Annotated in this window: 20 protein-coding genes, 2 tRNA genes and 1 riboswitch; of the genes, 10 read left to right on the top strand and 12 right to left on the bottom strand. The window is 60.4% G+C overall.

Annotated elements, in window-relative coordinates:
• Positions 1-145: 145 nt before the first annotated feature.
• From FHT69_RS19165 to FHT69_RS19155, 3 genes are read right to left on the bottom strand one after another with little or no spacing between them, the layout of a single operon-like run.
• Positions 146-1870, bottom strand: coding sequence for an SDR family oxidoreductase (locus tag FHT69_RS19165; protein WP_183905821.1), 1725 nt, complete (start codon positions 1868-1870; stop codon positions 146-148).
• Entirely contained in the window at positions 1867-2319 is a 453-nt protein-coding gene (locus tag FHT69_RS19160) for a thiol-disulfide oxidoreductase DCC family protein (RefSeq protein WP_183905820.1), read from the bottom strand. The genes FHT69_RS19165 and FHT69_RS19160 overlap by 4 nt, the downstream gene beginning before the upstream one ends.
• 2 nt (positions 2320-2321) lie before the next feature.
• Entirely contained in the window at positions 2322-3239 is a 918-nt protein-coding gene (locus FHT69_RS19155; RefSeq protein WP_183905819.1) for an MBL fold metallo-hydrolase, read from the bottom strand.
• Between the two features lie 162 nt (positions 3240-3401).
• Between FHT69_RS19155 and FHT69_RS19150 the strand changes: the two genes are divergently transcribed.
• The 5 genes from FHT69_RS19150 (at position 3402) to FHT69_RS19130 (ending at position 11028) form a co-directional block, all read left to right on the top strand.
• Positions 3402-3475: transfer RNA gene (locus FHT69_RS19150), tRNA-Gln, on the top strand.
• Positions 3476-3563: 88 nt separating this feature from the next.
• Positions 3564-5186 carry a type I restriction-modification system subunit M gene (locus tag FHT69_RS19145; RefSeq protein WP_246780741.1) on the top strand — a complete coding sequence of 541 codons (1623 nt, stop codon included), beginning with the start codon at positions 3564-3566 and terminating at the stop codon, positions 5184-5186.
• Complete coding sequence (locus FHT69_RS19140; protein WP_183905818.1) at positions 5183-6541, top strand: restriction endonuclease subunit S; 1359 nt, start codon at positions 5183-5185, stop codon at positions 6539-6541. Before FHT69_RS19145 ends, FHT69_RS19140 begins: the two co-directional genes overlap by 4 nt.
• A complete protein-coding gene (locus tag FHT69_RS19135; RefSeq protein WP_183905817.1) occupies positions 6538-7806 on the top strand; it encodes an FRG domain-containing protein in 1269 nt (422 codons plus the stop codon). The genes FHT69_RS19140 and FHT69_RS19135 overlap by 4 nt, the downstream gene beginning before the upstream one ends.
• Before the next feature lie 39 nt (positions 7807-7845).
• Complete coding sequence (locus FHT69_RS19130; protein WP_183905816.1) at positions 7846-11028, top strand: type I restriction endonuclease subunit R; 3183 nt, start codon at positions 7846-7848, stop codon at positions 11026-11028.
• A 213-nt stretch (positions 11029-11241) separates the two neighbouring features.
• Here the strand turns inward: FHT69_RS19130 and FHT69_RS19125 are convergent, their stop codons facing one another.
• The 4 genes from FHT69_RS19125 to FHT69_RS19110 form a co-directional block, all read right to left on the bottom strand.
• Positions 11242-12033: a DUF3037 domain-containing protein gene (locus FHT69_RS19125; protein ID WP_183905815.1), complete on the bottom strand. Its 792-nt coding sequence runs from the start codon at positions 12031-12033 to the stop codon at positions 11242-11244.
• Positions 12034-12036: 3 nt separating this feature from the next.
• Complete coding sequence (locus tag FHT69_RS19120; protein WP_312865561.1) at positions 12037-12846, bottom strand: HipA family kinase; 810 nt, start codon at positions 12844-12846, stop codon at positions 12037-12039.
• A 221-nt stretch (positions 12847-13067) separates the two neighbouring features.
• The gene (locus FHT69_RS19115; protein ID WP_183905813.1) at positions 13068-13847 is read right to left on the bottom strand and encodes an SDR family NAD(P)-dependent oxidoreductase; all 780 of its coding nucleotides are present in this window, start codon (positions 13845-13847) and stop codon (positions 13068-13070) included.
• Between the two features lie 408 nt (positions 13848-14255).
• On the bottom strand, positions 14256-14870 hold the full coding sequence (locus FHT69_RS19110; RefSeq protein WP_183905812.1) for a TetR/AcrR family transcriptional regulator: 615 nt from the start codon (positions 14868-14870) through the stop codon (positions 14256-14258).
• Between the two features lie 111 nt (positions 14871-14981).
• Here FHT69_RS19110 and FHT69_RS19105 point away from each other — a divergent pair, with 111 nt between their 5' ends.
• The 3 genes from FHT69_RS19105 to FHT69_RS19095 all read left to right on the top strand — a co-directional run bounded on the left by FHT69_RS19105 (position 14982) and on the right by FHT69_RS19095 (position 19487).
• Positions 14982-15668, top strand: a complete 687-nt coding sequence (locus FHT69_RS19105; RefSeq protein WP_183905811.1) for a PspA/IM30 family protein — start codon at positions 14982-14984, stop codon at positions 15666-15668.
• Between the two features lie 49 nt (positions 15669-15717).
• The gene (locus FHT69_RS19100) at positions 15718-15999 is read left to right on the top strand and encodes a YiaA/YiaB family inner membrane protein (protein ID WP_003546080.1); all 282 of its coding nucleotides are present in this window, start codon (positions 15718-15720) and stop codon (positions 15997-15999) included.
• 92 nt (positions 16000-16091) lie between these two features.
• The gene (locus FHT69_RS19095) at positions 16092-19487 is read left to right on the top strand and encodes an acyl-[ACP]--phospholipid O-acyltransferase (protein WP_183905810.1); all 3396 of its coding nucleotides are present in this window, start codon (positions 16092-16094) and stop codon (positions 19485-19487) included.
• Positions 19488-19648: 161 nt separating this feature from the next.
• Here the strand turns inward: FHT69_RS19095 and FHT69_RS19090 are convergent, their stop codons facing one another.
• Positions 19649-20854 carry a TCR/Tet family MFS transporter gene (locus FHT69_RS19090; RefSeq protein ID WP_183905809.1) on the bottom strand — a complete coding sequence of 402 codons (1206 nt, stop codon included), beginning with the start codon at positions 20852-20854 and terminating at the stop codon, positions 19649-19651.
• Between the two features lie 445 nt (positions 20855-21299).
• Complete coding sequence (locus tag FHT69_RS19085; RefSeq protein WP_024323212.1) at positions 21300-21707, bottom strand: hypothetical protein; 408 nt, start codon at positions 21705-21707, stop codon at positions 21300-21302.
• Between the two features lie 262 nt (positions 21708-21969).
• Here FHT69_RS19085 and FHT69_RS19080 point away from each other — a divergent pair.
• Positions 21970-22046: transfer RNA gene (locus FHT69_RS19080), tRNA-Pro, on the top strand.
• Positions 22047-22337: 291 nt separating this feature from the next.
• Positions 22338-22415: riboswitch (ZMP/ZTP riboswitch) on the top strand.
• Positions 22416-22436: 21 nt separating this feature from the next.
• Entirely contained in the window at positions 22437-23729 is a 1293-nt protein-coding gene (locus FHT69_RS19075; RefSeq protein WP_183905808.1) for a bifunctional folylpolyglutamate synthase/dihydrofolate synthase, read from the top strand.
• 85 nt (positions 23730-23814) lie between these two features.
• On the opposite strand, the gene FHT69_RS19070 is transcribed toward FHT69_RS19075, so the two are convergent.
• From FHT69_RS19070 to FHT69_RS19060, 3 genes are all read right to left on the bottom strand, one after another.
• The gene (locus tag FHT69_RS19070) at positions 23815-25401 is read right to left on the bottom strand and encodes a hypothetical protein (RefSeq protein WP_183905807.1); all 1587 of its coding nucleotides are present in this window, start codon (positions 25399-25401) and stop codon (positions 23815-23817) included.
• A gap of 209 nt (positions 25402-25610) precedes the next feature.
• Positions 25611-26060 (bottom strand): type II toxin-antitoxin system VapC family toxin, encoded by a 450-nt coding sequence (locus FHT69_RS19065; protein ID WP_168334164.1) that lies wholly within the window; start codon positions 26058-26060, stop codon positions 25611-25613.
• Entirely contained in the window at positions 26057-26308 is a 252-nt protein-coding gene (locus FHT69_RS19060) for a type II toxin-antitoxin system Phd/YefM family antitoxin (RefSeq protein WP_127430464.1), read from the bottom strand. Before FHT69_RS19060 ends, FHT69_RS19065 begins: the two co-directional genes overlap by 4 nt.
• Between the last annotated feature and the right edge of the window lie 59 nt (positions 26309-26367).

The following is a 26367-nucleotide window of genomic DNA, read 5'->3' as shown; positions in this document are numbered from 1 at the left end:
CGCAGCCTCTCGATTCCCTCTTCTCCCCGAGAGGAGAAGAGATTTGCGGCAATCTCTCCGTTCCTCGCTCGCTCTCGCAGGGTTCGACCTCACTAAGGTTAGGGTGAGGGGCAGCTATCCGCGCAAACCGACAGGCACATCACCGTCACCCCTCCACCACCAACCACCCGGTATACCGCACCACCAACCCCGTCAGCCGCCCACCGATCTCCACATGAAAGTGGAACCGCCCATCCCGCTCCTCCTCATAGGTATCCCCACCCGGCGCCAGAAACAGCGGCAGCGGAATCCCGCAAAACCGCCAGCCGCGCACCACGAGCCGCAGCTTCTCCCCATCCGGCACCGGCGCCATCAGCACCCGGAACGGCCCGAACACCTCGGCGAGCAGATGCCGGTCGCGGCCCTTGCCTTCGGCCTGCCAGCTGCGGAACACCTTGCCGCCGAAATCCCGCGTCCAGATCTCCCTGTCGCCATCACTTGCGAACCGCACCGTGACCGGCACATCCTCGCCCGCTGGGGGAAAGCCGATGACGCCTGCGACGATCCGCGCCAGCAGCCCGCCGCCGCGTTCGATCCGCGCCCGGCCGGAGGCGACGCGGGCGCCGCCGGCATGCAGGGCTGATAGGGCGGGCGGCAGCCGCTCCCAGGCGCTGCCGAGAATCCTGTGGTAGAGCGGCAGGGGTGCGGCCTCGTTTTCCATCCGGATGCCGGATGTGATCTGAAAACGCCGGAAGGCCGCTTCGAAATCCGCCAGCTGCAATTCCCCCGCCGCCGGCCGGGCGCCATTCTCCGGCCGCACGCCGGTCAGCAGCCGGCGCACCAGCGCGTCGACGCCGATGATCGGAATGAACGGCCCGTCATCACCCTCGGCAATCAGATGCCAGCCTGATGTCAGCCGCTTTCCCGCATGATCGACGCCGCCGACGCGGACGAACATGCCGCCACGATGTTCGCCGATCGCGAAAGCATGGCTGGCGCGCTGCAGCAGCCGAGCAAACGGCAGCAGCGATGGCAGCAGCCGGAGGTGGACGAGCCGTGCCGCAAGGCTGAGCAAGTGCTGCAGTGGTTGCGGCTCTGTTCCGACCCCGGTGAAGCTGGATTTGAGATCGGCAAAGCGCCCCGGCAGCAGCGCCAGGTCAGGCGCATCCACCAGCAGGAATTTCCGGCTGCGCAGCGGCGGAACCCCCGGCGGCGCCACCGTCACCCGCATCGCATCGATCAGCCCGCGCCCGGCGGCCGGCCGCCCATGGCGCAGCACCGTGACCTTCCTGCCGGCATAGGTGGCGATTGCTCTCACGACATTGAGCCCGATCCGCACATGCGGCGAGGGGGCAATGCCGGCGGCGACACTGTCGATCCGCGAGAAATGCGGCGCCATCGCATCGAGTGCCGCGAAGGAGAGGGCGGGCAGGCTGCTGAGCCCCGAGAGCGCGAAGGTGCCCTTGGCCCTGGCCGCCGCATCGAGCCCATCGATGCCGGCGACGAAACCGGTGCTGTCGGCGATATCGGCATAATCGATGCTCAGATCGATGCAGGCCTCGACCACCTTATAGGCATCCTTCCCGAAGGTCTGGAACGGCCCCGAGGCATCGACGACGAGATGCGGCCTTAGCCGCGTCAGCTGTTCGGCGAGATCGCCGTCGCGGTCGAAGCTGACGGCCTGCACCATCGCACCGAGATTGTTGCTTCCCAGGCCCTCGGCTCCATCTTTCGGCGTCCGCAGATCTGCAACGAAATCGTCAGCCTTTTCAAGCGAGCGCCCGGCAACCAAGAGCCTCAGCCTGGGTTGGTCGCCAAGCAGCCGGGCAAGCCGCCCGCCGAAAGTGCCGTAACCGCCGATGATGAGCAGCGAAAACCGGTCCTCGCTCATGTGATGAAGCGGCTTCGCTGCTCCGGCGTCGGCACCATGCAGCTCTGCCGGCCGGCAATCTTCAGCCTGTTGCGGGCGATGAATTCATAGAGCGCATCGGCCGCCGGCCGCGGCAGCAGCCGGAAGATCTTGACCAGCGAATAGGGAAAGCCGAGGCCCGCCACCATACGGATCGAGCCGTCGGACTTGAAGAAGGCGCGGCCGTTTTCGATCAGGATATTGGTCTCATAATCGCGCGCGTGGAGCCCGTAATGCCGGTAGAGCGCCTCGCCGAGCGGCGTCTGTGCCGCGAGGAAACGGTATCGCCGCTGCTTGTCATGTTTCAGCGCGAATTTCACCCAGCCGGAGCAGAACACGCATTCGCCGTCGAAGACGATCAACGGCCGGTCATCGGCAAAGGCGGGCACGTCGGCATCGTCGCGATAGCTGTAATCGGCTCGGGGCGTCATCCCTATCTCCCTGTTGCCGGCCGGTAGGTAGCGGCAAGCGAAGGCGGCCCATCCGCCGCAATCTCGCCGCGCTCCAAAAGGTCCTCGATATGGGCGAGCACGGAAAGGGCGGCTGCCCCATGCAGCTTCGCATCGGTGTCGCGATAGATCACCTTCACCATCTCGGATATCCGCCCGTCGCCCGCCTGGACGCGCGCCAGCACCGCCTGCTCGCGCTTCAGCCGGTGCGCCTTCAGCGCCCGCAGGAATCCGGCCGGCTCCGTCACCGGCCCGCCATGGCCGGGCAGCAGCAGTCGGTCGTCGCGCGCAATCAGCCGGTCGAGCGAAGCCATGTAATCCGCCATCGAACCATCCGGGGGTGCGACGATCGAGGTCGACCAGGCCATGACATGATCGCCGGAGAAGAGGATGTCACGGCCCTCAAGCGCGAAGGCGGCATGATTGGCCGTGTGCCCCGGCGTCAGCACCGCAGTCAGCGCCCAGCCATCGCCCGATAGGGTCTGACCGTCACCGAGCACTATATCGGGCACGAATGATAGATCCGAGCTTTCGGAAAAGGGATTGATCTCGCCCTCGCGCAACGGCCGCGCCGGCCGGTGCGGCCCTTGCCCCACCGTCACCGCCCCCGTTGCCGCCTGCAGGCGCTTGGCCAGCGGCGAGTGGTCGCGGTGCGTGTGGCTGACGAAGATATGCGTCACCTCGCGGCCGGCAAGGGCTGCCATCAGCGCTTGATAATGCGCCTCGTCCTCCGGGCCGGGATCGATGACCGCGACGGAGGCCGCGCCGACGATATAGCTGTTGGTGCCGAAAAAGGTGAAAGGGCCGGGATTGTTCGCTGTAACCCGCTCGACACCTGAAACAACCGGCACGGCCTGGCCATAGGCCGGCTCGAAAGCGAGGTCGAATGCGGGACTGTCCATGAAGGAATGATCTCGGGCCGATGACGTCGCCAATTCCTAGCACGACGGCGGGTGCTGCGCAGCGCATAAATCTGCGCCGGGTTAAACTTAGTCATTGTGACAGGCGAAGAGCTTTGCTAATCAGGCGTCGATTTGAGCAAGCGGTTTCCGCTCAAGCTCTGGTGGGGCGTCGCCAAGCGGTAAGGCAACGGTTTTTGGTACCGTCATCCCTGGTTCGAATCCAGGCGCCCCAGCCATTTTTATTATGTCGATAAAACAATTACTTGGCGACATGTTGCCGCGGCGGTACACCTAGCCGGTACATCGTCAATGGACAACTGAAGCTTGCCTTTCGTCCTTTACACAGCCTGCTTCGCTGCTATCGTCGGCGCGATTATTGGGAGTGTACGCGTGGCAAAAGAGAATAATGGTGACCTCGGCTTCACGGCCGAGCTTTTTAAGGCTGCGGATAAGCTTAGGGGCAATCTGGAGCCCTCGGAATACAAGCATGTGGCGCTCGGCCTCATCTTCTTGAAATACATTTCCGATGCTTTCGAGGGACTACACGCTAAGCTGAAGGCGGACGAATATGCCGATGCGGAAGACCCGGAGGAATACCTCGCCGAAAACGTCTTCTGGGTGCCGACGGAGGCGCGGTGGCCCTATCTGCAGGCCAATGCCAAGCGGCCCGAGATCGGCAAGCTGATCGATGAGGCGATGGAATCGATCGAGCGCTTCCCGTCGAACGAGGGCTTGAAGGGGGTTCTACCGAAGAACTATGCCCGCCCCACGCTGAACAAGACCATGCTCGGCGAGTTGATCGACCTGTTCTCCAACATCGGCCTGCATGATAGCAAGGACACAGCAAAGGATCTGCTTGGCCGCGTCTACGAGTACTTCCTTTCCGGCTTCGCCGGCTCTGAAGGCAAGCGCGGTGGCGAATTCTTCACACCGCGTTCGGTGGTGCGCACCCTGGTCGAGATGCTGGAGCCCTATAAGGGCCGCGTCTACGATCCCTGCTGCGGTTCGGGCGGCATGTTCGTGCAGTCGGAAAAGTTCATCGAGGAGCATGGCGGTCGGCGCAACGACATCGCCGTCTATGGCCAGGAGATCAACCACACGACCTGGCGTCTGGCCAAGATGAACCTTGCTGTCCAGGGCATTGATGCCGATATCCGCTGGAACAACGAGGGTAGTTTCCACCGCGATGAGTTGCCAGACCTGAAGGCCGATTTCATCCTCGCCAACCCGCCCTTCAACATTTCCGATTGGGGCGGCGAGCGGCTAGCGGAAGACACTCGCTGGAAGTTCGGCAAGCCGCCGAATGGCAATGCTAACTTCGGCTGGCTGCAGCACATCATCCACCACCTTGCCCCGCGCGGCACGGCAGGCGTGGTGCTGGCCAATGGCTCCATGTCGTCCCAGCAGTCCGGCGAAGGCGAGATCCGCGAGGCGATGATCGAAGCGGACCAGATTGATTGCATGGTCGCCCTGCCGGGCCAGCTCTTCTATTCCACCCAGATTCCCGCCTGCCTCTGGATCTTGGCACGCGATAAAAGCGCCAATGGCCACCGTGACCGGCGTGGGGAAATCCTCTTCATAGATGCCCGCAAGCTCGGCTTCATGGTGGACCGTGTGCGCCGCGAGTTCACGGCAGAGGACATCGAGAGGATCAGCGGTGCCTATCACCGCTGGCGCTCAAAACCGGAAACACGGGCGAAGAACGGCTGGGCGGAGTATGCGGACGAGCCGGGCTTCTGCAAATCGGCCAGTCTCGTCGAGGTGCGGAGCCATGGCCATGTGCTGACGCCGGGCCGTTATGTTGGCGCGGCAGACATTGAAGACGATGGGGTGTCGTTCGCGGAGAAGTTTGAAGGCCTGAGGGACACGTTACTCGCGCAGTTTACAGAAGCTAACGACTTACAACATCGAATAGCCAATGTACTGCAGGGGATCGAGAATCGATGAAGCGGCGCTTCAGAGTGAAGGAACTGCTTGATAAAGGCGTTCTCTGGGTAGAAGACGGAAATCACGGCGAAAACAGGCCACTTCAGAACGAGTTTTCTAGCGTCGGGACTCCCTTCATTCGTCCACCTGATTTGATAGGTGGCTTTGTAAACTTTGTTGATTGCGACCGGATCAATGAGAAAGCACGGTCTCGGGTGCGGAAGGGCATGGGGAGGGCTGGAGACATTCTTTTCACCCATCGCGCGACAGTTGGGCGAATAGCCCTAGCTCCAAAAAACGCCCCAGAGTTTGTAGCGAATCCGGGTGTAACCGTTTGGCGCTCCCTGAATCATGATGTCTTGGATACCCGCTATCTTTACTACTGGATGCAGACATCGCACTTCATGGACCAAGTTTGGTCGGTTGCAGGCAGCACCGATACATTTCCCTACATCAGTCTTACGCAGCAACGGGAACTTCAGCTCGAGGTTCCGTTAATCGAAGATCAACGAAGTATCGGGAGAATACTAGGTTCCCTCGACGAAAATATCGAACTAAACCGACGGATGAACGAGACGCTGGAGGCAATGGCGCAAGCGATCTTCCGCGATTGGTTCGTGGATTTCGGCCCCACCCGCCGCAAGCTGGAGGGCGCAACCGACCCAGTGGAGATCATGGGCGGCCTCGTGCAGGATGCCGAGCGGGCACAAGCCATAGCAGATCTCTCTCCCGCCGTGTTCGGTGACAACGGGCTGCCGGAGGGGTGGAAAAGCAAATCGCTTTTGGATCAGGCGAATTGGATCAATGGTGCCGCGTACAAGAACATGCATTTCAGCGATGCTCCGGACGCGCTTCCGGTCGTGAAGATCGCCGAACTCAAAAATGGTGTCACGAGCAATACTAAGCGTACGAACACAGCATTGGGGGAGAGGTATCGGATCTCTGACGGGGAGCTACTGTTTTCGTGGTCGGGCAATCCAGATACATCTATTGATGCTTTCGTTTGGATTGGTGGAGACGCGTGGCTCAACCAACATATTTTCGCGGTGCGTGAAAATGGCGTCCGCTCAAAAGCAGCGCTTTATGTTCTGCTCAAAGCTCTGATGCCGCAATTTGCCGAACTGGCCCGTAACAAGCAGACCACTGGGCTCGGGCACGTCACTAAAGAAGATATGAGGCGCCTGGAAATAGCTGTTGCGCCGAAGCCTGTGGAGGCGGCCTTCGAGGCACTTGTCACCCCAATTATAGATCTGCTCGTGAGCAAACTCGTCGAAAACCGTACCCTCGCCGCCACTCGTGACCTCCTCCTGCCCAAACTCATGTCAGGCGAAATCCGCTTGGCCGAGGGAGATGAATTGATGGAGGCGAGCCAATGATGCCTTCGCAGCAAAGAGACCCAGACGCTCTCCGTCGGCATTTGGATTTCCTACCTCTGTGGCCTCATTTTCAGCAAGACACGTCGAGCATTGATGGACTGGTTCCCTCTTGCCGGGTTGAAAGCTGGGAAAAGTTTATCGAGGTAATGCGCGATCCCGATCATCGTCGGGCATCAAGGGAAATGATTTATCGTGGTCAACGCGGTTGTGACTGGCCGTTAGCGTCCACCCTTGCTCGCCAGTTTAATGGTGGTGCAATTCCGGTGGCGAAACGCCAATGGTTGCTCGAACAGTTCGAGTTGTCGATGCGCGGGCGCGGATATGACCTCAGCATCTTTGGCGACGAACACGCGGAAATCGAAAAATGGGCCATTGGACAGCATTATGGGCTATATACCCCTCTGCTAGACTGGACGCGATCGCCGTTTGTAGCCCTGTATTTTGCCTTCAATCGCGTTGACGATCCAGATATTAATCCATCCCGAGCAGTCTTCTGCCTCAACATGACAGCTCTGAAAGATGAGTTTGCGGATGACAGGCTATTCCGTGAGCCACGGGGGCATAACAACACACGCTTGGTGAACCAGGCTGGGCTATTCACTCTGACGCCAAGAGGCGAGGACAATCTCGCTGCCTTCATCATTGATCGTCTTATGGATGAAGAGATCATTGTGTCGGAGCCTGTTACTCGCACTCTCGAAGGAGTTGATGCCTCAACCGAGGAAAAGGTGCGGGAATACGAGGTGTCGGATGATCTCGCTAATCAGATCAAGCAATACATTTGCAAGATTCACATCCCAAACGTCGACCGCTTGGGATGCCTGGATATGCTGCGCAAGATGAACATTCACAACGGCAGCCTCTTTCCCGACGCTCAGGGGGCATCGCTTTACTGCAATGACTGGCTGGAAAGGCTACTGGAGGAAGAGAAACGAGAGAGCCGGGAGCGAGAGCAGCACAAAACGGCGTATGTAATCGCGCCAATCAATCCGACTCCAGTCGAGAGCGACGCCGACCGTGTTAGCCGCGTCAAGAATATCTTGGATCAGCTTTTGCCAGAATATGATGACACCATGCGGCAGAACGCGGCAGAAAAACTCGATTATCGCTTTGAGAATGAAGCCTCAATAGACTGGCAAAAGTCTCCATCGAGAAGCGCCAGGGTTCGAACGAGGCTTCGCCAAATCATGGCAGCAATTGAGATTCCTGAGGACCGGCGTGATCAGGTGCTGAGGGAGCTTATGAATTTCTATTCCTCAATTTAGCGTTGGAGGGTTGGATGTTTGATATTAGGGGTCGAGGGAATGGGCGACTACGATTTTGTGCAGAATGTCAGTAGTGGCGGCTTCTCCGAAGGGCTGGTTGAAGAGGTCGTTCTCGCGACCTTTCAGGAACTCGGCTACCTTTATCAGCCTTCGCAGGTCATCTCGCCGGACGGCAGCACTCCAGCCCGTCTAGCTTATGGCGACGTTCTTCTGTCCGGCATTCTCGCGGCAGCCGTTGACCGTCTGAACCCGTTGATCCCAGCGGATGCTCGTGAACAGGCGATCCGCCAGCTTTCCATCACCGAAACCCCGTCTCTGGTCGAGGAGAACCGCCGCATCCACCGGCTTATCACCGAAGGCGTCGATGTGGAATTCGGCATTGGCGCTGGTGAGGTGAAAGGCGATAAGGTCTGGCTGATCGATTTCGAGCATCCGGAGAATAACGAATTTCTCGTCACCAACCAGTTCATCGTTGCCGAAGGCAAGCATACGCGGCGGCCTGACGTGATGGTTTTCGTCAACGGTTTGCCGCTCGGCATCATCGAGCTGAAGAATGCGGCAAGCAAGAACGCCACCATCGATCAGGCTTACCAGCAACTTCAGACCTACAAGGAGCAGGTCCCCTCGCTCTTCCGTGCCAATGCCGTCATGGTCGCCTCTGACGGAATGCTGGCGCGGATCGGTTCGCTGACGGCAGATGAGGAGCGCTTCATGCCCTGGCGTTCTGTGACAGGAGCCGACGGCGATTTCACGCCGCATGGTCCCTATGAGATGGATACGCTGCTGCGCGGCGTGTTCGATAAGGAGCGCCTTCTTGCCCTGATCCGGGACTTCACGGTGTTTGGCGATCGCGGCGAAGGCCCGCTCAAGATCATTGCCGGTTACCATCAGTTCCACGGTGCCCGCAAAGCCATCACCAGCGCCATCGAGGCGGTGAAGCCGGATGGTGATCGGAAGATCGGCGTCATCTGGCACACGCAGGGTTCGGGCAAGAGCCTGCTCATGGCCTTCCTCGGCGGGCTGATCGTGCGATCCCGTGAGCTGGAAAACCCCACCCTGATCGTGTTGACCGACCGCAACGATCTGGACGACCAGCTCTTCGGCACCTTCAGCCTGTGCAAGGACCTCATCCGCCAGACGCCGGAGCAGGCCGAGAGTCGCGAAGATCTGCGCAAGCTGCTGAATCGCGCTTCCGGTGGCGTCATCTTTACAACGGTGCAGAAGTTCACGCCCGAAAAGGGCGAGGAGGTGTTTCCCGTTCTGACCGAGCGCCGAAACGTCATCGTCATGGCGGATGAAGCGCACCGCAGCCAATACGGCTTTGACGCCAAGCTGAACCAGGAGACCGGTGAGCGCCGTTATGGCTATGCCCACTATATCCGTCAGGCGCTGCCGAATGCCTCCTTCATGGGTTTCACGGGTACCCCCATCGAGGCGACCGATGTGAACACGCCGGCCATTTTCGGCGAATACATCGACATCTATGATATCAGCCGGGCAGTGGAAGACGGCGCGACGGTGCCGATCTATTATGAGAGCCGCCTTGCCCGGATAGAGCTGGATGAGGATGAAAAGCCGAAGATTGACGCCGCAATTGAGGCGATGCTTGAAGATGAGACGCTGACCGAGCAGGAAAAGCAGAAGTCTCAGTGGACCACGGTTGAACGGCTGGTGGGCGCGGAAAAACGCCTCAAGCAGATTGCCGCCGATCTTGTTGCACATCTGGAAAAGCGGATCGAAGGCCTGCCGGGCAAGGCCATGGCCGTTTGCATGAGCCGCCGCATATGCGTTGATCTCTACAAGGAAATCGTCGCCCTTCGTCCAGAATGGCATTCCGATGATGATGACAAAGGCGCCATCAAGATCGTCATGACCGGCTCGGCCTCCGATCCTCTCGAATGGCAGCCGCATATCGGAAACAAAAGGCGGCGCGACGAACTCGCCAAGCGCGCCAGGAAAGTCGAGGATCCGTTGAAACTCGTCATCGTGCGCGACATGTGGCTGACTGGGTTCGATGCGCCCTGTATGCACACCATGTATATCGACAAGCCGATGCGCGGCCACGGGCTCATGCAGGCGATCGCCCGCGTCAATCGCGTGTTCAAGGAGAAGCCCGGCGGCCTCGTCGTGGATTACATCGGTATCGCCACCAACCTGAAAAAGGCACTCGCCCAGTATTCCCAGTCCGACCGCGAAAAGACAGGGATCGATGAGGAAGAGGCTGTCGCACTCCTTCTGGAAAAATACGAGATCGTACGGAGCATGTTTGCCGGTCACGACTACAGTCTCGGCATATCGGGTAAGCCCTTCGAGCGCCTCAGAGCACTCGCAGATGGAATTGACTGGATTCTGAAGTGGCAGCAGGCGGAAGCCGCGAAGGTCGAAGGTCAGGACGCCAAGAAACAGGCCCACCGTCGATATCAGGATGCCGTTCTGGAACTCAGCAAGGCCTATGCCCTTGCCTCTGCCAGCGATGATGCCGCCGAGATCAGGGATGAAGTGGGGTTTTTCCAAGCCGTCAGGGCAGCACTCGTCAAGACGACGGCCACTGGCAAGATCTCTGACAGGGCGAAATCGCTGGCCGTTGAGCAGCTTCTCAATCAGGCTGTGGCCAATGCAGAGATTGTCGATATACTGAAAGCTGCGGGCCTCGACAGTCCAGATATCTCCGTCCTTTCCGACCAATTTCTCGCCGACGTCCAGAAGATGGACAAGAAGAACCTTGCTCTGGAAGCGCTGAAAAAACTGCTGAATGGCGAGATCAAGAGCCGCTCGAAATCCAACGTGGTCGAGGCGAAAACCTTCTCTCGGAGACTTGAGGAAGCCGTTGCCCGGTACCATGCCAATGCCATCTCCACTGTGGAGATGATCCAGGAATTGATCGCCTTGGCAAAGGAGATGCAGGCCGCCTCTGCCCGTGGCGAAGAGCTTGGACTGACACCGGAGGAGATCGCCTTTTATGACGCGCTAGCGGGCAACGAGAGCGCTGTTGAAGCGATGGGCATCGAGCAACTCCGCGTGATTGCCCATGAGCTCGTTGAGCAGATGCGCGGCTCGGTCACGGTCGACTGGCAGCACAAGGCAAGTGCCAGAGCGAAGATGCGTATTCTGGTGAAGCGTATTCTGAAGCGGTTCGGCTATCCGCCGGACTTGGAACAGGAGGCCGTGCAGACCGTTCTGGCTCAGGCCGAACTGCTGCTAAGGGAAATTGCTTTTCATTGAAGTCCGCGGCTTCGACAACCTAAAACGGCGGCCGCCAATATCTGATGGTGTCCACGCAAACCAGACTGGTGCCCATACTGAGGTCGAGGCGCACAAATAGTTATGCAGCTTCAGTTGTTTGACATTCCGCCAATGGCTCCCGCTGTAGTAGTGTGCAGTAGCACTTGCTAGCCCGGTCGACACAAGAGCCATGCCATCATAGCGCTACCCTCATCAATGATGAAGGGCGTAATTTGTCCTAATATCCGTAACGAGAGGCTGTAAATCGGCCATAGTGTAGAAGTGGACTTTGTGCTGCTCCATTTGAGAACTAAGGAGCGATATAAAACTCTCGTCATGGACCTCGGCATCGTCGGCCACTACTACGAGACGTTTCTCTTGCAGCGTCTGACTGAATAGCAAACTCCCCTCAATCATTGCTGGGCTTGCTTTGCTAAGCGCCTTGTCTGGATCGTCACCCAGCGATAGACCTTGGAGGAGATTGAATGACCCGTTCTGGTAACCGAACGGCGCTTCAATTTTGATCCCTCCTTCTAGGAATACAGGTTCTGGCCTTTCAAGAAGGGCATCGACACCAAACTCTTTCAGTTTGCTAGCGAGCTTGGCGTTCGCGCGCTGCTTGCGAGGCTTAGAAGATATATCGCCTACAAGTTCGGAAAATATCCTGTTCAAGTCAACTCTGGCATCGCTGACGAGAACCGAGCGCAACGGAAACAGTCTTATTTTGCCAGACCGTTGCGAGATGAACCTCTCGATATCTTCTCTTCTCCAGCCATTTCCAAATTCAGAAAAAAGCCTGCTATACAGCGAGTTCTGAAGAAGCTCGAAATGAACACCGGGGTTTACGTTGAACGCCGATTTGATCCGCTTTGGACGCTCACCGAACTTGCAAAAAACACACGGTGCCTCTGCCGCGAACAAGACCACACCAATGTTGATGTATTCTGCGCGTTCAGGATGCTCCGAATACTGGATAATTGAGAAGTATCCTTGCTTTTCTTTCATCGCTCAAAATCCCGGCAACGGCGGTTCGTCTATCAGTTTTGGCGCCAAGGTGTCTACAACGAACGTGGCGCGGGCGCAGATGAAGTCGATCAATCCCACACGAGCTAACGGCCCCAACTCCCAAGCTAGTGGCACAGAGTTAACAACTTCAGCCACGAAGTTTCGATCCAACGTCTTCAGCTTGTCGAGCGTTCCCGTAATGCCATCGGCGGTGATAAAGTCATCAAACTCGGGAAACTTGCCATAGACGCCGGCGTCTTCAATCCAATGGTTTGGCGCGGGACCATCGGGAAATGTTGGATCGCCGCCGATAAAGCAGTTCGAATGGTCGATCGGCACCAGATCATACTTATGCACGGAGGCCTGCGAGTACAACAGGTTATCCGAATTTGCGTCCTCGCCGTAGTAACGGTCCCAGTTTCTAATCCAAGTATCGAAAACGATGAGTCTTGATACGCTGTCCTTATCTCGAAGACGTCGCAGGAACACATCAGTTCCATCCCTTGGTGTCCCCTCAACTGCTGAGGAGAAAAACAGCGGGGCGACCATCGGCCTCCCGTTCTTGCGCATAATGATCTCGATATCGCATTGATGAACAACCGCGAATGGAGGTACGGCTAGTCCAAACCAAACTGCCAACTCTGCCGCGACCAACTCCGAGATCAGAGCAGCATTTCCCATAGGGTTTCCCAGCGATTTGATGAACCCATCGCCTACGTCTGTGGCAACACGCGCAGGGCTGGTACTTGAGGTGAAATGTTGTATTTCTCGCGTGATCTCTGTTGGGCAGACTAGATTGCCGCAGGCTAGCACTTATTACCCCGATTTTCGATCTTTGATTTCGATCACTTTACCGTTGCAAGCGGCGAGTGCAACCATGCTGAAGAGAATTGAAAGCTGCCTTCTGCTTGAGCCGCTTCTCGTCCTCGGGACGCCCTTATAGCGGTCATTGGCCTTGGCCACGTAGTTTGTGTTCACTCAGTTGCCAAACTTCGAGCGGGAACGCGGAAACGCCCACTAACCCGGTCTGCACCTTACCCGCCCTTTGCGAACAGGCGGACACCACTCAACTCCATCAGCCTCCCCACTAGCGCATCCTGAAACCCACGATCGGTAACATCCCGCGAAGCCTCCCGCCGTTGCCGATGGTACCAGTACCCACCGCTGACCTTCGCAGCCCCACCATCGCCTGCCGCAAGCCATGTCTGCGTAAGATGCCCCATCTCCAGGTCATCCGGCGCGCCGGCGCCGCCCATCTTCGTCGGCACCCAGCCGGGATCCACCGCGTTGCTGAGCACATCCGGCCAGTGGCGGGCGACGGCGGCGGCGAGGGTGGCGATGTAGAGCTTGCTTTCCGAATAGGCCTGGCTGGCGTTCCACGGCCGCTTCTTCCAGTCGATATCGTCAAGGGCGCTGCTGCCGCTGCGGTGCATGCCGCTGGTGAGGTAGACCAGGCGACCGGGGTGGGTGATCCATGCGGTGAGCAGATAGGGGGCAAGCACATTCACCGCCAGCGTCTTGGCGTGACCATCCGGCGTTTCGCCGCGGCTCCGCTCGAGGTAGATGCCGGCATTGTGGATGACGGCGTCCATGCGGCCGATGGCGTTGACCTGCTTTGCGATTGACCGCGTTTCGGTGGCGCTGGCGAGATCGCCGATGACGATGCCGAGGGCGGCGGGCGAAATCTCGGCGAGGGCGGCGGCGCGCTCGCGGGAGCGGGCGTGCAGCACGACCTCGTGACCCTCCTTCATCAGGGTGCGGGCGGCGGCGAGGCCGAGGCCATCGGTGGAACCGGTGATGAAGATGCGGCTCATGGGGTTTCCCTTCGCGGTGGCGTGGAGGGCAGAGAGTGCTTGGGTAGGGGTGCTTGGGTCAAGGTGGGATGGTGGACAAGTCCGCCAGCGAGTGGGTGCGGTTTTGCAGATTGGTTCCCACCTATTCCGTCATCCTCGGGCTTGACCCGAGGATCCATACGCAGCACTCGACATACATGAGTTCACGCATAGGATGCCCCTGCCGCTCCGTCTGTCGACGGCGAGCACAATGCTCGGGGCATGGATCCTCGGGTCAAGCCCGAGGATGACGGAGGAGGTGGTGGGGCTCGTCGAAAAACGGCGGCGCCATGGATCCCAGGCTCAAGGCCTGGGATGACGGAGTGTGTGGTGATGCGGCGGCCAAACCACGGTTTGTTGCCTCCGCCCCTCACTCCGCCCAACGCCACCTCACATACTCTCCCGCCGCCGCTCCGCTCCCGCCGCAATCGTCTGCACCAGCTCATCCACCTCCCGCGCCAGCCGCTCCAGCGGCAGGCCGACGAAGCGGCCTTCGAGGCTGATGCTGACGACGCCGTGGACGGCGCCGAAGAGGGTGCGGGCGCGGATGGCGCGGTCTTCGGGGGGCATGTCGGGTTGGAGTTCGGCCAGCGGTTCGGCGATCACGTCCATCAGGAAGAGGTGTTCGTCGAGATGCCATTGCGGCGTCGGGCTCGATTCCGGCGGGAAGTGGTCGAACAGCGCCTTCCAGAGGTTCCGGTGCTCGACGGCGAAGTTCAAGTAGCCCTGCGCCAGGTTGCGCAGCCGGTCGGTCGGCGGCCGGTCCTTGGTTTCATCAAGGGTGAGCCTTGCCTCCAGCGCCTTCAGCGTTCCCGAATTGACGTGGATGACGAGTTCGGCGAGGTCTGAAAAGACCGTGTAGAGGCCGCCGAGCGCGCAGCCGGCATCCTGGGTGATGTCGCGGGCCCGGAGATTGGTGAGCCCGTCCCTGGCGATCCGCTCGCGCGCCGCCTCGATCAGCCGGGCCTTCAGGTCTTCGCGTTTTTCTTCTCGTCTGCCGGCCATTAACCATTCCACTTCGATTTTTTGAACGACGTTCAAAATTTATCTTGAACGACGTTCATGATTCTGGCATAACGCCTCTTGTGAACAACGTTCATAAACCGGAGGAAGCAAATGTTCAAACTGATTTCCATTTTGTTGCGGGGCAGGGCGCATGATGCCGAACAGGCTTTCGCCGACTGCCACGCCGTGCCGCTGCTTTCCCAGCAGATCCGCGATGCCGCCCAATCGATCCAGTCGGCCCGCCGCAGCGTCGCGGTCGCCATCGCCCAGAACGAGCAGGAGAGGGGGCAGCACGCAACGATCGTTGCCCGCATCGCCGATCTGGAGACCCGCGCCACCGCGGCCCTTGCCAAGGGCAATGAGGGCCTGGCCCGCGAGGCGGCCGAGGCGATCGCCTATCTCGACGCCGAGCGCGATGCATCTGAGAAGGCGCAAGCCCAGTTCACCCAGGCGATCGACAAGCTGAAGGGCATCGTGCGCGCCTCCGAGGCGCGGCTGCAGGAGCTGCAGCGCGGCGAGCGGTTGGCGCGGGCGACGCAGGAGGCGCAGAAGCTCGATGTCGCGGTCGCCGGTCCGGGCTTTGCCACGCTTGACGATGCCGAGGAGACCCTGGCGCGGCTTCGCCTGCGCCAGAGCCAGAATGAGCTGACGGCCGCGGCGCTGAAGGACATGGAAGGCGCCATCCGCCCGGCCGGCATCATCGAAAAGCTTGCCAATGCCGGCTTCGGCGCGCCGCTGCGCTCATCCGCCGATGATGTGCTGGCGCGGCTGAAGAGCCGCATCACGCCTGCTGCCTGAAATTGCATCCATCCAATCATTCATCCATCGAACCATAGGGACCACTGATATGAACGACAGTTTCCAGAAACATTCCGCCAGCTGGGTCAGCTTCTCCTACATCTCCTTCGGCTCGGCCGCCTTCATGCTGGCGCTCGGCCTCTACATGATGCCGCTCGATCTCTGGGGCAAAGGCTATCTCGCCATGGGCATTCTGATGCTGGTACAGACCACGGTGAATATCACCAAGACGCTGCGCGACAATGCCGAATCCGAGAAGCTGATCCGCAAGGTCGAGGACGCCCGCACCGAGAAACTCCTGGTCAAGTTCAATCGTAACGATGAAGATTGATCTTGGTTAACCACAGCGCAGAGTTGTTATCGCATTCAACTTTTGCGTAACAACTCTGTGGCCTTCTCTGCCAGTCGAAAGAGGGACCCGCCGTGCAACACAATCTGATGACCTCCAGGAAATTCGCGCCGCTGTTCTGGACCCAGTTCCTGACGGCTTTCAACGACAATTTCCTCAAGAACACCCTGGTGTTCCTCATTCTCTTCAAGATGTCGGCCAGCGAAGGCGCTGCCCTGGTGACGCTTGCCGGCGTCATCCTCATCGTGCCCTTCCTGCTGCTCTCGGCACTCGGCGGCGAACTGGCCGACAAACACGACAAGGCCAAAATCGCCGAGCTGCTGAAACGCTGCGAGATCGCGGTCGCCGCCCTGGCCGTCGTTGGCCTCGCCTTTTCCTCCATCTTCGTGCTGATGGCGGCGCTGTTCGGCTTCGGCATCGTTTCGGCGCTGTTCGGGCCGATCAAATACGGCATCCTGCCTGATCACCTCGAACGCCGCGACCTGCCGAAGGCCAATGCCTGGATCGAAGGCGGCACCTTCATCGCCATCCTCGCCGGCACGATCATCGCCGCGCTCGCCTTCTCCGGCGGTGAAAACGTGCTGATCTTCGGCACGATGATGATGGGGCTTTCGGTGCTCTGCTGGCTGGCCAGCCGGATGATCCCGCCGACCGGCTCCAAGGCGCCGGATCTCGAAATCGACCGCAATGTCATCCGCTCCAGCTACACCCTCGTCAAGGAAATCCGCGAGGATAAACGGCTGTGGCGTTCGGCGCTGATGAACTGCTGGTTCTGGCTGGTCGGCGCCTTCGTGCTCTCCATCCTGCCGACCATGGTGACCGAGCTGCTCGGCGGCTCCGAGCTCGTCGTGCCGGCCTATCTCACCGTCTTTGCCATCGCCGTCGCCGTCGGCTCGGCCATTGCCGCCTGGATGTCGTCCGGCCGCATCGTGCTGCTGCCGGCCCCGGTCGGCACCGCGCTGCTTGGCCTCTTCAGCCTCGATCTCGCCTGGAACCTCTGGGGCCTGGTTTCCACAAGCCACGCGACGACGATCGTCGGTTTCTTTGCCGGCCAGAATACCATCCGCGTCGCCATCGATCTCGCCGGCATGGCCATATCAGGCGCCTTCATCGCCGTGCCCACCTTCGCCGCCCTGCAGACCTGGGCGCATGAGGACCGCCGCGCCCGCGTCATCGGCGCCGCCAATGTGCTCTCGGCCCTGTTCATCACCGTCGGCCTCGGCCTGGTTGCCGCCATCCAGGCGCTCGGCGCCTCCATTCCTGAGATCCTGATCGGCCTCGGCATCATCAATTTCGCCGTCGCCTGGCTGATGCTGAAGACGCTGCCGACCAATCCCTTCCGCGATTTCATCTCGATCCTGTTCCGCGCCTTCATGCGGCTGGAGGTCGAAGGCCTTGAAAATATCAAGAAGGCCGGCCGCGCGCCGATCATTGCGCTCAACCATGTCAGCCTGCTCGATGGCGCCCTGGCGCTTGCGATCACCGAGGAAGAGCCCACCTTTGCCGTCGATTACAAGATCGCCCAGGCCTGGTGGGTGCGCCCCTTCCTGAAGATGTGCAAATTCCTGCCGCTCGACCCGACCAAGCCGATGGCGACGCGGTCGCTAATCAAGGTGGTGCAGGATGGCAACCCGATCGGCATCTTCCCCGAAGGCCGCCTGACGGTGACCGGCACGCTGATGAAGGTCTATGATGGCGCCGCCATGGTCGCCGACAAAACAGGCTCGATGGTCGTGCCGGTGAAGATCGACGGGCTGGAGAAGAGCTATCTCTCCTATCTCGACAACGGCAAGATCCGCCGCCGGCTGTTCCCCAAGGTCAAGGTCACCATTCTCGAACCGGTGAAGCTGGAAGTGCCGCCGGAGCTGAAGGGCCGCAAGCGCCGCACGGCGGCCGGCGCCGCCCTCTATCAGGTGATGTCGAACCTGTTGTTCCAGACCGCCGATACCTCGTCGACCGTGCTCGACCGCGTCATTCAGGCAGGTGGCGAATTCGGCATGGGCAAGCTCGCCGTCGAGGATCCGGTCACCGGCCGGCTGACCTATGGCAAGCTCTTGACCGGGGCTGCCGTGCTCGGCGCCAAGTTCCGCGCCCGTTTCCCGGAAACCAATCTCGGCGTCATGCTGCCGAATGCCAATGGCGCCGCCGCCACCCTGCTCGGCGTGATGACGGCGGGCAAGGTGCCGGCGATGCTGAACTTTACCGCGGGTGCTGCCAATATCCTCTCCGCCTGCAAGGCCGCCGAAGTCAGGCATGTGCTGACCTCGCGCGCCTTCGTCACCCAGGCCAAGCTCGGACCTGTCATCGAGGAGATGGAAAAGCAGGTGACGATCGTCTGGCTCGATGATCTCCGGGCGGAAATCGGCCTCAAGGACAAGATCCTGGGGTATCTGCGCAAGGCGCGGCCGCTGGTGAAGCGCAAGGCGGATGATCCGGCCGTCATCCTCTTCACCTCCGGCTCCGAAGGCACGCCGAAGGGCGTGGTGCTGACCCACCGCAACATCCTGTCGAATGCCGCCCAGGCCGCCGCCCGCATCGATTTCCACAGCGGCGACAAGGTGTTCAACATCCTGCCGGTGTTCCACTCCTTCGGGCTGACGGCCGGCACGGTGCTGCCGCTGATTTCGGGCGTGCCGGTCTATTTCTATCCGTCGCCGCTGCATTACCGCATCGTGCCGGAGCTGATCTATGTCTCCAACGCCACGATCATCTTCGGCACCGATACCTTCCTCAACGGCTATTCCAGGACGGCGCATCCCTACGATTTCCGCTCGATCCGCTATATCTTCTCCGGCGCCGAACCGGTGAAGGCCGCAACCCGCCAGACCTATATGGAAAAATTCGGCCTGCGCATCCTGGAAGGCTACGGCGTCACCGAGACGGCGCCGGTCATTTCCATCAACACGCCGATGTACAACAAGTCGGGCACGGTCGGCAAAATCCTGCCGGGCATGGAATGGAAGCTCGAACCGGTGCCCGGCATCGATGAGGGCGGCCGGCTGCATGTGCGCGGCGCCAATGTCATGGCCGGCTACCTCCGTGCCGAAAAGCCCGGCGTGCTCGAGCCGCTCGCCGACGGCTGGCACGACACCGGCGACATCGTCACCATCGACGAGGACGGTTTCGTCAAGATCCGCGGCCGCGCCAAACGCTTCGCCAAGATCGGCGGCGAAATGATCTCGCTCGCCGCCGTCGAGACGCTGGCCGCCGAGCTCTGGCCCGGCGCGCTGTCGGTCGTCTCCTCGCTGCCCGACGCCAAGAAAGGCGAGCGCCTGGTGCTCCTCACCGACGCCCCCACCGCCACCCGCGCCGAATTCCTCGCCTTCGCCAAATCCAAGGGCGCCATGGACATGATGGTCCCGGCCGAGGTCAATATCGGCAAGGTGCCGGTGCTCGGCTCCGGCAAGGTGGATTTCGTCGCGGCGCGGAAGCTGGCGGAAAGCGCGGTGCAGGCGGGGGAGGCGGCGTGAGGGTGTAGGGTTCGGGGGTCTCGCGTGGCCCCCGCTGGCCTGCCGGCCCCCGTGGCTCGACCCTGGGCTTGGCAGGGCAGAGGGGTATTCAAGCACCGCCTCCCTCCGTCCTCCCAGGGCTTGACCCTGGGATCCATGCGGCACGCGGCGCGGGCGGTGGCCTATGGCGTCGGCCCGCTTGCCGCGGTCGGCGTCGGATTCTTCAGCCTGAGAGCAAGAATGAGCGGCACGGCCAGCGCATAGACGGCGACGACCGAGAGCCAGATCGCGCCCGGCCATGCCTGGCGGACGAGGAAATAGACGCTGGAGAAGCCAAGCGGCGCCACGATCGAGGCGAGGCTGACGACCGAGGCCAGCACGCCCTGGAACTGCCCCTGCCGGTTTTCATCGACCTGCCGGGTGGCGAGCGACTGCAGCGCCGGCACGCCGATGCCGCCGAGCGTGAAGACCGGCATGATCGAAAAGATCATCCAGCCCTGGCCGGCAAAGGCCATGACGGTCAGCGCCATCGCGGCGCCGGCGATGCCGGTCAGGATTGCCCCGCGTTCGCCGAGCAATTTGACTGCCGGTCCCGGAAGGAGGGCCTGGGTCAGCGTCTGGCAGATGCCGAAGGCGCCGAGGGAAAGGCCGATCGAAAGCCCGCTCCAATGGAAGGCGTCGCTGCCCCAGAGCGCCCAGCAGGTGCCGTAGGCCTCGCCGGTGGCGCTGAAGATGAAGAAGAGGATGACGACAGGCAGCAGGCTTTTGACCTCCAGCACCGCGTGCAGCGGCTTCAGCGGATTGAGCGCCGAAAGCGCGATCTTCTCCCGGCTGCCGGGGCGCGATTCCGGCAGGACGAAGAAGGCGAGCAGCAGGTTCAAGCCATTGAGCACGGCGGCCGCCATGAAGGGCAACCGCAGCCAATGATCACCGAGGACGCCGCCGGCGACCGGGCCGATGATGAAGCCGAGGCCGAACATGGCGTTGAAAAGTCCGAAGCGGCGGGCGCGCTTCGCCTCGGGCGAAATGTCGGTGATATAGGCGGTTGCCACCGACACGTTGGCGCTCGTCAGGCCGGCGATGGCGCGGCCGAGAAACAGCATCGGCAGATTGGCCGCAAAGGCGAGGAAGAGATAGTTGACGGCAGCGCCGGCGAGCGAAATCAACAGCACCGGCCGGCGGCCGATCCGGTCGCTGAGGGCCCCGAGCACCGGCGCGAAAATGAACTGCATGACCGCATAGAGCGCGGTCAGCGTGCCGATATAGGCTGCGACGTTTTCGGCATGGGTGATATGGCGCAGCAGCGCGGGGAGGATGGGGAAGATCAGGCCGATGCCGACGGCATCGAGGACAATGGCGGTGAAAATGACGATAAGGGATCTGGTCATGGCGCGTTCCGGGTCGACGCAAGCGCACGAGCGCCGTTCGAGCGCCAATGGACTCACGATGAGGCCTGAGCTGATCAGGCGTTTGGTTTCTGGGAGGTGCTGGCCGATCCATGCTGCAAAGGCATGAATGGCGTGTGCTCGACCACCTGGACGACCATTCGTCCACCTGTTTACTCCGCCACTGAGCGGATCAAGGGAGGCAGCCGCTTTTCGCGACGGGCAATAGATACGCCGGAGGGCTGAATGCGACAAGCCCCTTTTTGCGCCGGATTTGGTTGCGGGCTGTCGGGATATTGAGAGCGGGGTCGATGGGCCATCCGCTGCAACGGCGGACCTGGCGGAATCTGCTCTTCGTGCAGAAGCCGGCTTGCGGCGGAAGCAGCAGCCGCGAACGAAAACAGGCGGCACTCGGGCCGCCTGTGAGCTGCTTCGGACGAAGCGTCCGTTACTTCTGTTCGGGCGCCAGGAACTCGGCGCAATAGGACGGGCCGTTGACGCCAGGGATGTCGGCGACGGTGCGGATGTCGCGGATGGTGTAATCGGAGCTGGTGGTGATTTCCGCCTGGCAGCGCAGATAGGCGGTGCGGGCGGACGAAATCTGCTTGCCGCGCTTGCCGTCGGCGCCTTCGGCGTATTTCGCCGGAATGCGCACGGTCTTGTAGCCGCCACGCCAGGTATAGACGGTGGTCGAGCCTTGCTCGCTGTCACTGATCGGCGGCCCGTAGGCGGCAAAGAAGATGCCGGCCGATTTGCCGACCCAGCGGGCCTCGATCGGATTGCCGGCGGAAGGAATGGTCGTGCATCCGGCAAGCGCAATTGCAAGCCCGGCCGCGGTCATGGTGCGGAAATTCATCGTGTCGTCCTGATCTCTAGCGCATTGGCTGCGAAGCCCGCCCTCGTGAGCGGTTTCGCCTGTCCCGTCTGCCCTTTAGCGCGGAACCCGGCAAAAGAAAATTGCCCGTTTGAGACTTCCGTTCGATTTGCGGGAAGTGTGGCTTTTTGCTGCAGCCGCCTGCGCCCACGCCTGTTGCAACCCCGTCAAAAATTCCGCCGGTTTTTTGGAATTTGGTGCTTGTGCAACCAGATAGGCTGTTCTATAGAAGCGCCGCTGGTCACGGAGTGTAGCGCAGTCTGGTAGCGCACCACGTTCGGGACGTGGGGGTCGAGTGTTCGAATCACTCCACTCCGACCAGCTAGAAACCCCGCTTCGGCGGGGTTTTTCGTTTGTACGAATCTCAGCCAAAATTCCCCCGGATTCACCGGAGCGAGTTCAATCGCCCGAAATCCCGTCCTTCTCCGGTTATAATCTGCAGGAAAGGTATAACCGAAGCGCGGCTGGCGGAAGCTCGGTGCATCGGCAACGCAAGAATCGAAGTTCGAGCCGATCCCAGGTTTTGAGCTGCGTCTCCATCCAGGTGCCCCAAGCGCAATTTGCGGGCCGCACGAGCGCCGCTCTGGATTTCGGACTCATCTATGCTAGCATCGAGGTCTGCGTGACTGGCGATGAAGGTGGATACCACCGGGGAGCGTGGGAATTTGGCCGCTCGCCTGGGCATCTGGATCATTTTTGCGAAGGTGCCCCATGTCGTCCCGCATCGAAAGTGAACGGCTTGCGAATTGTCTAGCCGAACTTGATCAACTCACGAATTGGGAACGCCGCCCGCGCGGCGATATGCGGGTCGATCTGGAGCCGATGCGCGATCTCGCTCACCGGCTTGGCGATCCCCAGAACAGCTTCCGTATCGTCCATGTGGCCGGCACCAAGGGCAAAGGCTCGACTTGCGCCCTGGTCGAGGCGGGTCTTGCGCAGGCGGGCTTCTCCGTCGGGCGGTATGCCTCGCCGCATGTCATGCACATCACCGAGCGCGTCAGCATTGATGGCCGTCCGGTCGGCGAGGAGCGCCTGGCGGACGCGCTTGGGGCAGCGCTGGCGGCATTCAAAGACGCAAGGCGAGAGGCGACAGCCGCGCAGGGAGCAACCTGGTTCGATATCCTGACGGTTTCGGCCTTGCTGATCTTCAGCATGGAAGGCGTGGAGTGGGCCGTTCTCGAAACCGGACTTGGAGGGCGGTGGGACTCGACCAATATCGTTCAAAGCGATGTCGCCGTTATCACCAACATCGATCTCGAGCACACCGAAATCCTCGGCAAAACCCGCGCGGCCATTGCCTTCGAGAAGGCGGGAATCATAAAGCCCGGCACAACGGTCGTCACACTCCTGCCGGAGGCGGATGAGGCAGGCGCCGTCGTATCCGCCCGGGCAGCAGAACTCGGCTGTGCCGTGCGACGCCCCATGGTGCCGGCCGACGCAACGATTGAGCAGCGGAATGTTGCCGTGGCGGGAGCGGTTCTGGATGTCCTCGGAAAAATGGGCGTCATGACAAAGGGCGCAAGCGCGATGTCGGAGCCTCTTGGAGAACAGCTCCTCGATCCCTCGACGATCGAAGCTGCCCGCCTGCCGGGACGGCTCGAAAAAATCGCCGTCGTCACCAGCCACGGCGATAAGGTCAACGTGGTGCTGGACGGCGCGCATGTTCCCTTCAACCTTGCTGCGGTTCTGAGCGACCTCTCGCAGGAAGAAAAGTACCGCGCTCAGTGCATTGCCGTCGTGTCAATCGCGGAAGACAAGGACGCGGCAGGCTTGCTATCGACGATGACGCGCCACGACATGTCGATCATCTTCACCACCGTCGGCGCCAGATCGCGTTCGCCGGAACAGCTGAAGACGATTGCAGACAGCCTCGGGCTGCTGAGCATCGTCGTGCCGGACCCGCTCGAGGCCTATCAGGAGGCACTGGCCGGCGCCGCGGAATCGGGCGCATGGGTTCTCGTCACGGGATCGCTCTATCTCGTCGGCATTATCCGTGCGGCGTGAGCCCGAGCGGGTGTGAATGACTCCGACCGGAACGCGGTGGAGAAGAAGCCGCCGCCGCTGGAACGTGCGGCGCTGTGCTGCGATCTCAGCCGCCGACTGTGATTTCACCATCCGCAACACGTTTGACAAATATCTTCAAACCTTCATGCCTCAGTTTCTTCCAACCGCCGTCGGAAACCATTGATTTAGCCAGATCGGCAAACCCGGTCGTGAGGTAGGGAACCTGCGATGCCGGTCGTTTGCCGAGCGCTTGAATCAAGCAGTCAGTTCTTGGTGGGGACGAGAATGAGTTTCCTGAACGTTTCATGCCGATCTCCAAATGATCTGTGCCGTCTGGAAATCTGATCGTCCCATAGCCGCACTTGGCCGCGGCATTCACTTCGGCCTTGGAGAGATTGTCTTGGAGAAGAAATGACAGCTGGCTGAAAGTGTTGTCGGTGTAGTCGAACTGACCCAGTACGATGAAGTCCAGCTCGTTCTGCCCCTTCTTGGCGCCTTTGATCTTGCCATAGAAGTTGGAATTCACCTTGGTGTCCTTGCCTGTCTTCATGGCAAGCATTTCGCCCAGCTTGATATAGGTCCTCGGTTTTGACGAAACGTTTTCGGTACCAGCCGCGGCGTTGCCTGAAGGCAGACTGGCGGTCTCCGGCTTGGCATAGGCGTCAGCGAAGGCTCGCAGTGTCGTGAGATTGAGCGCTTGGGGAAGCGAACCGCTCTCGAACTTGCGGCAAGAGAGAGCGGCTTGCCGTGTTGCCTTGTCAGGCTTGCCCTCAACATTCCCTGGCTTGCAGCCCAAATGAGCCAGTTGCTGCTGCAACGTCTTGAGCAAAACTGCTTGTTCGGCGGAATAGGCGCTGACGCCGCGGGTCACACTGACATTGCGGACATCGATGCCGATACCATCCGGCTGCACCACGTCAAACTGGGACGTATGATGGTCATAGTTCTTCCATTCATTGCCCCAACCCATCATCACCGGGCCGAGAATGAAGTTGAATGATTTTGGGTCGCGGTTTGATTGCGGCTCGCACTCGTTCGATTCCCAGCAATGCGGAGCCTGGTTGGTTGCTTCGCCTTCGGCGGCGTAGATCACCTTGTTGTCGCAGCTTGCCGTAGCCCATCCGCTGTCATCGTTTGCCCATCGGATTTTCAGCGAGAATGTCGCCCATTTGCCGAAATCTTCCGGTTTTTGGCACTGGCGGGCGAGAAAGTTCACGCCGTTGCGCGTGTCGGCCTTCAGCATGTAGATGAAATTGTGGATTGCCGGTCCTTCCCAGGACGCGAAACGCAAATGGCTGTCCCAGCCATCGGGATAAAAGCCATTTGCGGAGTTGTTGTGCCAGCCTTTGTAGGCAAAAGTCGGATCGAGCCGGAAATCAAACTTGTATTCGACGCTTTCGCCAACCCTCATGTCTCGCGTATAGCGAATCGTGGAGCGGACGTTGCCATTGCGGCAATCATTTTCGCCGCGTCCATTTCCATAGTCGACATTGGAACGCTGACGGTCGAATATCTCAAACCGGGTCACGCCGTCCTTGACCTCCGGTCTGACCGATCCGTTGAACTTGTGGCGCTCAAAACCTTTGGGGAGCGGATCGGCAGTCGCTGCCGCGTGGGTCGCAAAAACCATGAGCGCGCCAACCACCAGTCCAACGATAGGATTTTTCAGCATAGCCCCCTCTCCAAATTGGACTCCAACCATATCACGATCTCTTTTGGAGGGTCGGGTTTAGATCAGGTTCAGATCGGTGCGTGAGGTGCTGCGGCCATGAGCAGGCGCCGCGGTCAAAGCTGTGCTTCCAAGCAGCTGCGGCGGGCGTTTATAACGGCAGCCAGAGCGAGCGACATCAAGTGACGGCTCGTCATCGGCGATGGTGCCGATCATTCCGACCGGAACGCGGCGGGAAGATCGACGGCGACGTCAAGCGGCTGGAAATGCCGCAGGTTTTCCGTAATGACGGTGAGGTCATAGGCGTGCGCGGTCGCAGCGATGATGAGGTCGCCAAGCCCCGGATGACAGCCGTGGCTTGCGGCTTCATCCTCCAGAGCGCCAACGATGCGCGCGACAACGGTATCCATGGGCAAGATCCGATCCCCGAAACTGTCGGTGATGGAGTCCAGCCATGTCGAAAGGCGCTTTGCCCGCTCGATGCCGCCGCGCCGGTGAAGGCTGCGCATTCCCTTCTCGATCTCCGCGACCGATAGAGCCGACAGAAAGAGAGCATCGGCTTCGCCTTGCTCATGAAACCATGCCCGCACCGGATCGGACGGCGGCGCCTTGCCCGGCGCGAACTTCGAAATGATGTTCGTGTCGAGAAGGTAGGCGGTCAAAGATCGATATCCCGCATTTTCGATGGGTTCCGCTCCAGCTCGACCCCCCCGGGAAACGTCAACAGGAAATCCCCGAAATTCGGCCGTGGCTTCTGCAAAGCCCTTTTCGCCGCCTCGGCCGCCTCGACCGACACAAGCACGGCAGCCGGCTTTCCGTGCCGCGTGATCGTCACAAATTCCCCGTTTGCCGCTTCATCGACCAGACCTGCGAAACCCGCCTTCGCCTCTGCCACGCTGATTGTCGACATTGCGGCCTCCTGTCTTAAATGACCATATATGGTCAAAATAGGCATTAGCGCCGACGGAA

Origin of the sequence: Rhizobium sp. BK008, from assembly GCF_014197345.1 — a bacterium.
Classification (GTDB): domain Bacteria; phylum Pseudomonadota; class Alphaproteobacteria; order Rhizobiales; family Rhizobiaceae; genus Rhizobium; species Rhizobium anhuiense.
This window is presented reverse-complemented; position numbering and strand designations above follow the sequence as displayed.